This window comes from Cohnella sp. OV330 (assembly GCF_900112065.1).
Taxonomy (GTDB): Bacteria; Bacillota; Bacilli; order Paenibacillales; family Paenibacillaceae; genus Cohnella.
Genome location: NZ_FOKE01000018.1, coordinates 45,706 through 58,181, shown reverse-complemented (window position 1 = coordinate 58,181; position 12,476 = coordinate 45,706). Strand labels below are relative to the sequence as shown.

Below are 12,476 nucleotides of genomic sequence, written 5' to 3'. Positions count from 1 at the left end.
ACATGAGCAACGGACAATCCGGCAAGGTCAGGGTTCGCTACGCGCCGAGCCCGACGGGGCATCTGCATATCGGCAACGCGCGCACCGCTATTTTCAATTACTTATTCGCTCGCCATCACGGCGGGGACTTCATCATCCGCATCGAGGACACCGACGTCAAGCGCAACGTCGCGGGCGGCGAGGAGAGCCAGCTGACCTATCTCAAGTGGCTCGGCGTCGATTGGGACGAGAGCGTGGACCGGCATGGGGATAACGGGGATTACGGGCCGTACCGGCAGACCGAACGTCTGCACATTTACGACGCGTATACCAAGCAGCTGCTGGAGCGCGGACTCGCTTACCGCTGCTACGCGACCGAGGAAGAGCTCGAAGCGGAGCGCGAGGAGCAGTTGGCGCGCGGCGAGACGCCGGCGTACTCGGGCAAGTACCGCGATATTACGAAGGAGCACGAGGAGCGGCTGATCGCGGAGGGGCGCATTCCGGCGATTCGTTTTCGCGTGCCGGAAGGCCGCACGTATACCTTCGACGATCTGGTCAAAGGCGAGATCACGTTCCGTTCCGAGGATTTCGGCGACTTCGTCATCGTCAAGCGCGACGGCATCCCGACGTACAACTACGCTGTAGCGGTGGACGATCACCTGATGGCGATCAGCCACGTGCTGCGGGGCGAGGACCACATCACGAACACGCCGCGCCAGCTCATGATCTACGAGGCGTTCGACTGGGAACCGCCGGTGTTCGGCCATATGACTCTCATCGTTAACGAGAGCCGCAAGAAGCTGTCCAAGCGCGACGAGTCGATCGTCCAGTTCATCGAGCAGTACGACGGTCTCGGCTACTTGCCGGAGGCGCTGTTTAACTTCATCACGCTGCTGGGCTGGTCGCCGGAAGGCGAAGAGGAGATCTTCACCCGCGAGCAGTTCATCGAGATCTTCAAGGCGGAGCGGCTGTCCAAGAGCCCGGCCGTGTTCGATACGGTGAAGCTCAACTGGATCAACCAGCATTATCTGAAAAGCGTATCGCCCGAGCGTCTGCTCGAGCTGTGCCTGCCGCACCTGAAAAAGGCGGGCCGCATCGCCGAGCAGCCTGACGAGCGGGAGATGACTTGGGCTGCGGCGCTCGTGACGCTGCTGCGCGAGCATCTGCGCTATGGCGCGGAGATCGTGCCGCTGTCCGAGCTGTTCGTCCGCGAGCGGATCGAAGTCGACGACGAGGCGCGCGAAGTGCTGGCAGATCCGCAGGTGCCGACGGTGCTGAACGCGTTCGCGGGACAGATCGAAGCCGCCGGCGAAGAGGGCTTCACGGTTGAAGGTATGAAGGCGCTCATCAAGGCGGTGCAGACGGAGACCGGCGCCAAGGGCAAAGGCCTGTTCATGCCGATCCGGGTGGCGCTGACCGGCCAGATGCACGGGCCGGACCTGAACGGCACGATCTGGCTGCTCGGGCGCGACCGCGTGCTCTCGCGGCTGCGGGAGACGGCCGCTTCGCTCGGCTGAGCCCTGGAACGGGGCAGGTGGGGCGCGGGGAAGAGAGTTCTGCGTGCAGATAGAAGGCGCGATTATGGTGAAATAGCGTGACAAACAATAGCGGCCCGACGGGCCGCTATTTGGTTTGGGAGCGTGCGGCGGCGGGGGATAACGGTCGCCACTGCCGTTATTTGTGGTGGAAGAGCGCATGCTGGAGGAATAACGGTCATTTGCGCCGTTATTTGTGCTGGAAGAGCGCTCGCTGGAGGAACAGCGGTCTTCACCGCCGTTATTTATCTCGGGAGAGCGCATGCTGGAGGAATAAAGGTCATCTGCGCCGTTATTTGTGCTGGGAAAGCGCGCGCTGGAGGAATAGAGGCCTTCACCGCCATTCTGTTCCCCAATTAGACATCGGCCGTTTTTTGCCGTCTTCTCGCCCGACAGACAAACCTTCCGCCTTAGCCCGCCCGAGCCCCTTGCCACCTGCCGGACGTTGCACTATACTTGCTGTAATAGCGACGAACAGGAGAGTACGCCACGACAAGGATCGGCCAGAGAGGACTGTCTAGGGTGAGAGCAGTCTCGTATCCGACGTGGGGGAAATGCGCCTGGGAGCCGCAGCGCCGAGCGAAGCGCCGGACGTCGCCGATTCGATCCCGTCGAATCGGCCGGCTGGCTAGCTTGCGTTAGGCGTTGCCGGGGGGCCCCGTTAACGGCCGAATGAGACGGGCGATTCGCCGCGCCTTGCTGGAAGAGCAAGAGCGCCGGTCGCCCAAGCAGAGTGGGACCGCGTCCGAAGACGCCTCTGCAGCGAGAGCTGCCGAGGCGTCTTTTTTGCGTAAGGCATGTCGCCGCGCAGCTCCCGCGAACGATTCGCATCCTTCTGTAATTATGGCAGCACACTTCAAGGGGGGAAGAACATGGGCTTCTGGGAGACGGTGCGTTCCGACGTAGAAGCGGTGTTCGAAAACGATCCGGCGGCCCGGAGCCGGTTCGAGGTCATCTTCACGTATTCGGGGCTGCACGCCATCTGGGCGCACAAAATCGCGCACGGCTTTTTCAAGAGAAGATGGTTCACCGCGGCGCGCGTCATCTCGCAAGTGAGCCGGTTCATGACCGGCATCGAGATCCACCCCGGCGCGAAGATCGGCCGCAAGCTGTTCATCGACCACGGGATGGGCGTCGTCATCGGGGAGACCTGCGAGATCGGGGACGAGGTCGTCATCTACCAAGGCGTGACGCTCGGCGGGACCGGCAAGGAAAAAGGCAAGCGCCACCCGACGATCGGCAACCGCGTCGTCATCGCTTCGGGCGCCAAAGTATTGGGTTCGTTCAAAGTGGGCGACAATTCCAATATAGGCGCGAACTCGGTCGTGCTCCGCGAGGTGCCGCCGGACAGCACGGTCGTCGGCATTCCGGGACGCGTCGTGAAGCGGGGCGGCCAGCGGATCGGCGATCGCCTCGACCATACGAACCTGCCGGACCCGGTCATCGAGACGTTCCGCTTCATGCAAAAGGAGATCGACGATCTCAAAGGCGAGCTGGAGCACCTGAAGCGGGAACGCAGCGGTTACTTCGATCCGCCGCCGCTCGAGCTCAAAGCCAAATGCGACTCGTCCGCCGACAGCGGCGACGGCGAGCCGCCCGAAGGCGATGCCGCCCCGGGGGAAGACCGCGAGCGCCAAGCAGAACCCGTTTATTCTTCCGCCCGTTCAAGAACCTCAAAGGAGCCATAATCGACCATGACCCTTCGCATTTACAATACGCTGACCCGCGAGGCCGAAGAATTCGTGCCCCAGCAGCCCGGCCAAGTCACGATGTACGTATGCGGACCGACCGTATACGGGTATATTCATATCGGGAACGCGCGCCCCGTCATCTTCTTCGACGTCGTGCGCCGCTACATGGAGCATATCGGCTACAAGGTCAATTACCTGACCAACTTCACCGACGTCGACGACAAAATGATCCGGCGCGCCGATGAGATGGGCATCACGGTACCCGAGCTCGGCGAGCGCTTTATTCAGGCGTTCATCGAGGATACGACCGCCCTTGGCGTCGTTCCGGCCACGCAGAATCCGCGGGTGACGGACACGATTCCGGAGATTATTTCTTTTATCCGGACGCTTGAGGAAAAAGGCTACGCCTACGAGAGCGGCGGAGACGTCTATTACCGGACCGCGCGATTCCCCGACTACGGCAAGCTGTCGCACAAAAACCTCGCGGATCTGCAGTACGGCATCCGGATCGAGGTCGACGAGCGCAAGGAAGCGCCGCAGGACTTCGTCCTCTGGAAGGCGGCCAAGCCCGGCGAGATCAGCTGGAGCAGCCCGTGGGGCGAAGGACGTCCGGGCTGGCACATCGAGTGCTCGGCGATGGTGCTCAAGTACGCGGGCGAGACGCTCGACATCCACGGCGGCGGCAACGATCTGCAGTTCCCGCACCACGAGTGCGAGATCGCGCAGTCGGAGGCGCTGACGGGCAAGCCGCTGGCGCGCTATTGGATGCACAACGGCTTCGTCAACATCGACAACGAAAAGATGTCAAAATCCATCGGCAACGTGGTCAACCCGCGCGAGCTGCTGCAGAAGACGAGCGCCCAGGCGATCCGTTATATCATGCTGACCGGCCACTACCGGAGCCCGATCAATTTCAGCGAGGAATCGGTCGCCCAAGGCGAAAACAGCGTGCAGCGCCTCGCCAACGCTCGGGACAACCTGAAGCATCGCCTGTCCTCCGTCTCCGAGCTCGTGCCGGCCGATCCTTCGGTGGCGCCGCGGCTCGCGCAGTTCCGGGCGTCGTTCGACGCCAAGATGGACGACGACTTCAATACGGCCGACGCGATCACGGTGTGGTTCCAGACGGTGTCCGACGCCAATACTTACCTGAAGCGCGACGCGGCCTGCGCGGCGGACATTCACGCGTATTTGGAACTCATCGCGGAGTTCGACCGGGTACTCGGACTGCTGCCGCCGGAGGCGGGCGCGGAGCTGCTGGACGGGGAGATCGACAGCCTGATCGCCGAGCGCGCCGACGCGCGCAAGCGTCGCGACTTCGCGAGGGCGGACGAGATTCGCGACCTGTTGGCGGACAAGGGGATCGTCCTCGAGGATACGGCCCAAGGGATGCGGTGGCGCCGGAAATGACGGAGCTTCGCACGAACGTGCCGCCGCCTCCGGTCATCGCGCCGGAGCTGCCGCCGGACCAGCCGGTCAACCTGCTTAATCCGATCGTGCTCGCTTACGTCGGCGACGCGGTGTTCGAGGTGTATATCCGCCAGCGGCTGATCGCTTCCGCGTCGCGCAAGCCGCACGAGCTGCATAAGGCCGCTACCCGGTACGTGTCTGCCGCCGCGCAGGCGCGGCTGCTGGCTCGCTGGGCGCCGCTGCTGACGGAGGAAGAGGCCGACATCGCGAGGCGCGGCCGCAACGCGAAGTCGGGATCGCCTCCGCGCAATGCGGATCCGGGCGATTACCGCCACGCGACCGGTTTGGAGTCGCTGGTCGGCTATTTGTATTACCGAGGGGAGCGGGAACGGCTCGAGAAGTTAATCGGGCTGGCCTTCGAACCTGAAGAAACGAAGCCGGAGGGGTCGGCTTGACCCGGGCGAAAGGAAGAGACGACATGAGCAGCAATCGCGGCAATCGCCCGGGAGGACCGGGGAAAGCGGAACGTCCGGGGCGGGGCGCCGGCGGGCCGACCGCTTACGGCGGGACGGGCGCAGTGGGACGGGACGGACGCCGACAGGCGGAAGGCCGCTCGATCGGGCGGGACGAAGGGCGGCCGGCCGATCGGCGCGCAGCGGACAGGCCGTCTGCGGGGGGCGGGCGCAAGCCCGCCGGAGGCGGCTACAAGCCCGGCTTCGCGGCGGACCGCAGGGGCGGAGCCGGACAGCCGGTGCAAGCCCGCCGGCATGAAGCCGATGCAGCCGAGCGCGAGACGCGTGCGCGCGTCTCGGCATTTGAGGACGAAGCGGCCGATGCCTTGTCTGCGGACGAGGCGGACGACGAAGGCGAGCAGTACCTGGCCGGCAAGCATCCGGTGCTCGAGGCGCTTAAGGCGGGCCGCGCGCTGAACAAGATCTGGCTCTCGAACCAGGCGCAGAAAAATCTCGTTCAGCCGATTCTGGAGGAAGCCAAGGGCCGCGGCGTCGTCGTGCAGTATGCCGACAAGCGCAAGCTGGACAGCCTGGCGCCCGGCATTCAGCACCAGGGGGTGGTGGCGCAGGCGGCGGCGGTATCGTACGCCGAGCCGGAAGAGCTGCTCGCCCGGGCGGCCGAGCGCGGCGAGGCGCCGCTCATCGTGCTGCTCGACGAGGTCGAAGATCCGCACAATCTCGGCTCTATCCTGCGGTCGGTCGACTGCACGGGCGCCCATGGCGTCATCGTGCCTAAGCGTCGCAGCGCGAGCCTTACGGCCGTCGTCGCCAAGACGAGCGCAGGCGCGGTCGAGTACGTGCCCGTCGCGCGGGTGTCCAACCTGGCGCAGACGATCGACCGGCTGAAGGAAGCCGGCGTCTGGATCGCCGGCGCGGCGGGCGAGGCGAAGGCCGACGTCTACGCGACGGACCTGACCGGACCGATCGCGATCGTCATCGGCAGCGAGGGCAAGGGCTTGTCCCGCCTGATCCGCGAGAAATGCGATTTTCTGATCTCCCTGCCGATGTTCGGCAAGCTTAACTCGCTCAACGCTTCGGTCGCCGCGGGCATCATCCTCTACGAAGCCGTGCGTCAGCGGCTCGCGAAGCGCGGCGGCGGTCCGGGCAAGGGCGGCCATGCTTCGCCGTGAGGACGTCCTCATCGTCGACGGCTATAACATGATCGGCGCGTGGCCCGAGTTGGACCGCTTGAAGGCGACCCGGCTCGAGGACGCGCGGGACAGGCTGCTCGACATGCTGGCGGATTACCAGGGTTATCTGGGACTGAAGGTCGTCGTCGTATTCGACGCGTTCCGCGTGCCCGGCGCCGGCGCGAAGCTCAAGCAGCATCGGCTCGGCGTCGTGTACACCCGAGAGAAAGAAACGGCCGACGAATGCATCGAGCGGCTCGTCGGCGAGGTGACGTCGGTGCGGAGGGACGTCTACGTCGCCACTTCCGACCAGACCGAGCAGCACGTGGCGTTCGGGCGCGGCGCGCTGCGGCTGTCCGCGCGCGAGCTGCTGCTCGCGGTGGAAGAGAGCCGGCGCGAGATCGGCAAGACGATCCGCAAGGCGCCGCCGCCCAAGCGCAATCCGCTGGGTGGGGTGCTGAGCGACGACGTGGCGCGGGTCTTGGAGCAGTGGCGCCGGGGCGAGCGTGCGTCCGACGATTCGGGCGGCAAGTCCTAGGCCGGGAGTCAAGCGGGACCAGTCTCCCGCCGCCGCCCGGGCGATCGTTGCGCCCGATATAGGCTGCAAGTCCGTTCGCCAAAAGGCAAACAAATGTCCGCATTCCCCGGAAGCCTTGAATTATAAGGGTTTTCTTCATTGACGCTATGGGGTACATCAAGTATATTGGTAATAGTTTGGTAGGTAGATCCAGTGCGTATCCTGGAATGTCTTGAAGCCGGAGGGATGAACCCGTGAGCGTCGACGTGAACGAGCTTGCAACATATGATTACGACTTCAAGACCGACGAGGATATCGTAGAGTCGGTACGCGCGGGCGATTCCGATGCACTGGAGTATCTGATCAATAAGTATCGCAATTTCGTCCGGGCGAAGGCCCGTTCTTATTTTTTGATCGGCGCGGAGCGCGAGGACATCGTGCAAGAGGGCATGATCGGCCTTTACAAGTCGATCCGCGACTTCAAGGGGGACAAGCTGGCCTCCTTCAAGGCGTTCGCGGAGCTGTGCATCACGCGCCAGATCATCACCGCGATCAAGACCGCGACCCGGCAGAAGCATATCCCGCTCAACTCCTACGTATCCCTGGACAAGCCGATCTACGACGAGGACTCCGACCGTACGCTGCTGGACGTCATCTGCGGCTCGCGCGTCTGCGATCCCGAGGAGATGATCATCAACCAGGAGGAGTTCTACGGTCTCGAGGACAAGATGTCCGAGATTCTGAGCGATCTGGAGCGCAAGGTACTGATGCTCTATTTGGACGGGCGCTCCTACCAGGAGATCGCCGTCGATCTCGACCGCCACGTCAAGTCCATCGACAATGCGCTTCAGCGCGTGAAGCGCAAGCTGGAGCGATACCTGGAGGTCAGAGATATCGGTCTGTAGATTGACCGAAGCCGTCAGCTACATATAGGAGCGTACAGAGGCAGCGCCGGAGGGCAGGCTGCTTTTTTCGTTTTTACGGTCGATGCGCACGCCGGGTTTAGAGGACGTACACGCTTGGCTAGAATAGTAGAGAGCTCTGTGGCCGCAGAGTCTTAATAACGTCCCGAGCCTGGCGCCCGTACACGATTGTCAAGCTTTCTCGTTGACATTGCCTATGGGCTATGATAAATTACTTTAGTAACCTTAAGGTGGAGTTTTATGCGCAGCCCTGAATATGGTGTGATACGCCAGGTGTCGTTGTCGTACGTAACGGCTTAGGCGTATTAACCCGGATTCAATGTCTTTTTTTTTGTGATCTGGCACAGCCCGGGAGGTGGAACAGATGCGGGTAATCATCACTCTCGCTTGCACGAACTGCAAGCAGCGGAATTATGCGACGACCAAGAACAAGCGCACGCACTCCGATCGCATCGAACTGAAGAAGTTCTGCAAGTTCTGCAATGAGCACACGGCTCATCGCGAAACGCGCTAAGCTCTAGGAGGTTTTGGGACGTGACTTTCCTGGCCAAAATGAAACAGAGCTTTGGGTCCTTTACTTCGTTCTTTGCCGATAGTTGGAGTGAACTGAAGAAGGTCCGCTGGCCCAAACGTAAAGAGTTGATCAGCTACACGCTCGTCGTGATCGTGACAGTCGTGATCGTAACTATTTACTTCTGGGTGCTGGACGTCATCATTTCGCGCTTGATCGACCTCGTCATTTAACGCGGAACCCAAAGGTGGCTTTTCCGATGGAAAAAAGATGGTATGTAGTACACACGTACTCCGGTTACGAGAACAAGGTTAAGACGAACCTGGAGAAGCGCGTGGAATCGATGGGCATGCAGGACAAGATTTTTCGCGTGCTCGTGCCCATGGAGGAAGAACTCGTCAACAAGGACGGCAAGAAAAAGACCGTGATGCGCAAGGTGTATCCGGGCTACGTCCTCGTCGAGATGGTTCAGACGGACGATTCCTGGTACGTGGTCCGCAATACGCCCGGCGTCACCGGGTTTGTCGGATCGACCGGATCGGGATCGAAGCCTACGGCCCTGCTGCCCGAAGAAGTGGATCAGATTCTGAAACACATGGGCATGGAGGAACCGAAGCCGGTCATCGACTTCGAATTGAAGGAGAATGTCCGCGTCAAGGTCGGCCCCTTCGCGAACTTCGTCGGGTCGGTCGAAGAGATCCTTCACGACAAGAGCAAGCTGAAGGTGCACGTCAACATGTTCGGCAGAGAAACCCCGCTTGAGCTGGATTACACTCAGGTGGAGAAGATATAATAGTCTGGCGAATGGGGGCGTTCGCGCCGCCGCTCGCAGGTTTCTGGATTTGAGCGGGAGGGACCAAGCATCCCGTTATACCGCATTTTGAGCTGGAGGTGCAACAAACATGGCAAAAAAGGTCATTAAAATGGTCAAGCTGCAGGTGCCGGCCGGCAAGGCTAACCCTGCGCCGCCTATCGGTCCCGCACTGGGTCAAGCAGGCGTTAATATCATGGCCTTCTGTAAGGAATTCAACGCGCGTACGGCTGACCAAGCCGGCCTGATCATTCCGGTCGTCATCACCGTATTCGAAGACCGTTCCTTCACGTTCGAGACGAAGACGCCGCCTGCGGCAGTATTGCTTCGCGTCGCTGCTGGCATCCCGAAGGGATCCGGCGAGCCGAACAAGAAGAAGGTCGCTACCGTTAAGCGCGCGAAGGTTCGCGAGATCGCCGAGCAGAAGATGCAGGATCTCAACGCGGCTTCCGTCGAAGCGGCTATGCGTATGGTCGAAGGTACGGCGCGCAGCATGGGCGTCGTCATCGAAGACTAATTACAGCGGACCTGATATAGGGATCGCGATCGCGCTTCGGACCGTCCTTGGGACGAAGGGCGAAGTGGGAGGAGACTTCCGTTACTACCACACAAGGAGGAGAATTACATGGCTAAGCACGGCAAGAAGTACCAAGAAGCCGCTAAGCTGATCGACCGCGACGCAACTTATGAAGCTGCCGAAGCGATCGAGCTTGTGAAGCAAGCGGCCAAGGCTAAGTTCGACGAGTCCGTCGAAGTAGCCGTCCGTCTCGGCGTCGATCCGAGAAAGCAAGACCAGAGCGTACGCGGCGTCGTCGTCCTGCCTCACGGCACGGGCAAGACCCAGCGCGTGCTTGTATTCGCCAAGGGCGACAAGCTCAAAGAAGCCGAAGCCGCTGGCGCTGACTATGTCGGCGACACGGACCTCATCAACAAGATCCAGCAGGGCTGGTTCGAATTCGACGTCTGCGTAGCGACGCCGGATATGATGAGCGAAGTCGGCAAGCTCGGCCGTATCCTCGGCGGTAAGGGCCTCATGCCTAACCCGAAGGCCGGCACGGTTACGAACGACGTGACCAAAGCCGTCCAAGAGATCAAGGCCGGTAAGATCGAGTACCGTCTGGACAAGGCAGGTCAGATTCACGCTCCGATCGGCAAGGTATCCTTCGATTCGGCGAAGCTCGCCGACAACCTGAAGGCCCTGGTCGACGCGCTGAACCGCGCCAAGCCATCCGCTGCGAAAGGCGTATACCTGAAGAACATCTCGATCTCCTCGACGATGGGCCCAGGCGCGCGTCTGAACGTTTCGGCGTACCGTCTCTAATCGCCAGCTTCTGGCGGTTGACAGACTGAGTATGGACGTGTTACTTTAATCAAGTTGAATATTGATACCGTAGACCGTAGGTGCCGCGAGGCTTAATTTCCTACCGAGGTGTGTGCATACATTCGTTACCGTCCTTGCCTGGCAGGGATGCGTAAGATTAATGTAACGTCATGCCTCCGCGATGTCTGTGGGGGCATTTTTAATGCCTTCGTGAAGGCGATAAGCCTTATAGACGATCGATACGGTGAAGTCCTACGACCAGGAGGTGTACCAAATGGCAAATGCAAAGATTATCGAAGCCAAGCAGCAGGAAGTCGAAGCGATCGCTGCCAAGCTGAAGTCCAGCGCGAGCACGGTTGTTGCCGATTACCGCGGCCTGAACGTCGCTCAAGTCACCGAACTGCGCAAGCGTCTGCGCGAAGCCGGCATCGAGTTCCAAGTATTGAAGAACTCGCTTGTCAGCCGCGCTGCGGCTAGCGTCGAGCTTAGCGAGCTGGATGCCGTTCTGACGGGTCCTACCGCTGTAGCGTTCAGCTCTACGGACGTCGTTGCCGCCGCGAAGATCCTGAACGACTTCGCGAAGAAGAACGATGCGCTTAAGCTGAAAGGCGGCGTTATCGAAGGTCGCTTTATCGACGCCGTTCAAGTCAAGGCGCTGGCTGACCTGCCTTCCCGCGAAGGTTTGCTCTCCATGCTCCTCAGCGTCCTGCAAGCGCCGATCCGCAACTTCGCGCTCGCCGTCAAGGCAGTCGCGGAAAAGAACGAAGCAAGCGCATAAGTCGAACGCCTCGTTCCTCGGGGCGCGCGAATTGAATTTTCACCAACAAATCATCTAATTTAACGGAGGTACTACCATGAGCAAAGAGTCCATCTTGGAAGCCATCAAAGGCATGAGCGTCCTGGAACTGAACGACCTGGTCAAGGCAATCGAAGAAGAATTCGGCGTAACTGCCGCTGCACCTGTTGCAGCTGGCGCAGTTGCAGTAGCTGAAGTTGAAGAGCAAACTGAATTCGACGTTATCCTGCTCGAAGCTGGCGCTTCCAAGATCAACGTCATCAAGGTTGTTCGCGAAATCACGGGTCTCGGCCTGAAGGAAGCGAAGGACGTTGTTGACAACGCTCCTAAAGCTGTTAAAGAAAAAGTGGCTAAGGACGAAGCTGACGCTGTTAAGGCTAAGCTCGAAGAAGCCGGCGCTAAGGTCGAAGTTAAGTAATTTGGCTTAACAATCGAATCGCGAACCCCTTGAAGCTTGCCTTCGAGGGGTTTGTGCATGTTTGTGCATGAGAGGGGACGAGGAGATGGCTGATCATTACTATTCGCAGCAGCCCAGCGCGCGCAGCGACCGCAAAAAAATCGAGGCCGAGCTGCGGGGGCAGAAGCTTCAGTTCGTCTCCGACTCCGGCGTGTTCTCGCGGGACGGGGTGGACTACGGCAGCCGAGTGCTCGTCGAGCATATCGAGCTGGGGCAGCAAGACCGCGTGCTTGACGTCGGCTGCGGCTACGGCCCGATCGGACTGACGGCGGCCCGCCTGGTGCCGCGAGGACATGTAACGATGCTGGACGTGAACGAACGGGCCGTTGCGCTGAGCCGCGAAAATGCCGCGCTCAACGGCATCGGCAACGTGGACATTCAAGTCAGCGATCTATACGAGGCGGTAGGCGGCCGGACGTTCGATGTCATCTTGTCCAATCCGCCGATTCGGGCAGGCAAGGCGGTCGTGCACCGCATTCTCGAAGAAGCGGTCTCGCACTTGAATCCCGGCGGATCGCTCTGGATCGTCATTCAGACCAAGCAAGGCGCGCCGAGCGCGAGAGCCAAGCTCGAAGCCTGCTTCGGCGAAGATCAGGTGACCGAAGCCGGTAAGGATAAAGGCTATCGCGTGTACCGGGCGATCAAGGCGTAAGACGGTAAAGCGGCCTTCGCGACGAAGCATGGCCGCTGCCGTAGTAAGTGCCTAAGCGCGCGTCGCAAGTATCTTTTCATCTTCTGAAAATGGCGTTTGACCTACATAGGCGCTTGTGTTACTATAAGAAGATGTCAGATTTAAGATGGGCTAGTTGTCTGTATGTGGAGAAGTTATTCGATTAGCGCCATTCAGAGGAATAAAAATACGCCGATTGGCGTATATTGGGTGAAT

15 protein-coding genes and 1 other annotated feature are annotated in these 12,476 nt (G+C 60.6%); all 15 genes read left to right on the top strand.

Annotated features, from left to right (window positions below; all coding sequences use genetic code 11):
• Positions 1–2: 2 nt before the first annotated feature.
• The 15 genes from gltX (at position 3) to BM235_RS29925 (ending at position 12,242) form a co-directional block, all read left to right on the top strand.
• Positions 3–1,496, top strand: coding sequence for a glutamate--tRNA ligase (gene gltX / locus BM235_RS29995; RefSeq protein WP_090117943.1), 1,494 nt, complete (start codon positions 3–5; stop codon positions 1,494–1,496).
• An 890-nt stretch (positions 1,497–2,386) separates the two neighbouring features.
• On the top strand, positions 2,387–3,202 hold the full coding sequence (gene cysE / locus BM235_RS29990) for a serine O-acetyltransferase (RefSeq protein WP_090117942.1): 816 nt from the start codon (positions 2,387–2,389) through the stop codon (positions 3,200–3,202).
• 6 nt (positions 3,203–3,208) lie between these two features.
• On the top strand, positions 3,209–4,612 hold the full coding sequence (gene cysS, locus BM235_RS29985; RefSeq protein WP_090117941.1) for a cysteine--tRNA ligase: 1,404 nt from the start codon (positions 3,209–3,211) through the stop codon (positions 4,610–4,612).
• Positions 4,609–5,067 (top strand): Mini-ribonuclease 3, encoded by a 459-nt coding sequence (locus BM235_RS29980; protein WP_090117940.1) that lies wholly within the window; start codon positions 4,609–4,611, stop codon positions 5,065–5,067. Before cysS ends, BM235_RS29980 begins: the two co-directional genes overlap by 4 nt.
• A gap of 383 nt (positions 5,068–5,450) precedes the next feature.
• Complete coding sequence (gene rlmB, locus BM235_RS29975; protein WP_090117964.1) at positions 5,451–6,254, top strand: 23S rRNA (guanosine(2251)-2'-O)-methyltransferase RlmB; 804 nt, start codon at positions 5,451–5,453, stop codon at positions 6,252–6,254.
• A complete protein-coding gene (locus BM235_RS29970) occupies positions 6,241–6,792 on the top strand; it encodes an NYN domain-containing protein (RefSeq protein WP_090117939.1) in 552 nt (183 codons plus the stop codon). The genes rlmB and BM235_RS29970 overlap by 14 nt, the downstream gene beginning before the upstream one ends.
• A 233-nt stretch (positions 6,793–7,025) precedes the next feature.
• Positions 7,026–7,676, top strand: coding sequence for an RNA polymerase sporulation sigma factor SigH (gene sigH / locus BM235_RS29965; RefSeq protein ID WP_090117938.1), 651 nt, complete (start codon positions 7,026–7,028; stop codon positions 7,674–7,676).
• Between the two features lie 382 nt (positions 7,677–8,058).
• Positions 8,059–8,208 (top strand): 50S ribosomal protein L33, encoded by a 150-nt coding sequence (gene rpmG, locus BM235_RS29960; RefSeq protein ID WP_090117937.1) that lies wholly within the window; start codon positions 8,059–8,061, stop codon positions 8,206–8,208.
• Between the two features lie 20 nt (positions 8,209–8,228).
• Positions 8,229–8,438 (top strand): preprotein translocase subunit SecE, encoded by a 210-nt coding sequence (gene secE / locus BM235_RS29955; protein ID WP_090117936.1) that lies wholly within the window; start codon positions 8,229–8,231, stop codon positions 8,436–8,438.
• A gap of 26 nt (positions 8,439–8,464) precedes the next feature.
• A complete protein-coding gene (gene nusG, locus BM235_RS29950; protein WP_090117935.1) occupies positions 8,465–8,998 on the top strand; it encodes a transcription termination/antitermination protein NusG in 534 nt (177 codons plus the stop codon).
• Positions 8,999–9,107: 109 nt separating this feature from the next.
• Complete coding sequence (gene rplK / locus BM235_RS29945; RefSeq protein WP_090117934.1) at positions 9,108–9,533, top strand: 50S ribosomal protein L11; 426 nt, start codon at positions 9,108–9,110, stop codon at positions 9,531–9,533.
• Between the two features lie 108 nt (positions 9,534–9,641).
• Entirely contained in the window at positions 9,642–10,337 is a 696-nt protein-coding gene (gene rplA / locus BM235_RS29940; RefSeq protein ID WP_090117933.1) for a 50S ribosomal protein L1, read from the top strand.
• A gap of 49 nt (positions 10,338–10,386) precedes the next feature.
• Positions 10,387–10,547 (top strand) — a sequence feature (ribosomal protein L10 leader region).
• A gap of 64 nt (positions 10,548–10,611) precedes the next feature.
• Positions 10,612–11,115, top strand: a complete 504-nt coding sequence (gene rplJ / locus BM235_RS29935) for a 50S ribosomal protein L10 (protein WP_090117932.1) — start codon at positions 10,612–10,614, stop codon at positions 11,113–11,115.
• Between the two features lie 76 nt (positions 11,116–11,191).
• A complete protein-coding gene (gene rplL / locus BM235_RS29930) occupies positions 11,192–11,551 on the top strand; it encodes a 50S ribosomal protein L7/L12 (RefSeq protein WP_090117931.1) in 360 nt (119 codons plus the stop codon).
• Between the two features lie 85 nt (positions 11,552–11,636).
• The gene (locus tag BM235_RS29925) at positions 11,637–12,242 is read left to right on the top strand and encodes a class I SAM-dependent methyltransferase (protein ID WP_090117930.1); all 606 of its coding nucleotides are present in this window, start codon (positions 11,637–11,639) and stop codon (positions 12,240–12,242) included.
• Positions 12,243–12,476: the final 234 nt, after the last annotated feature.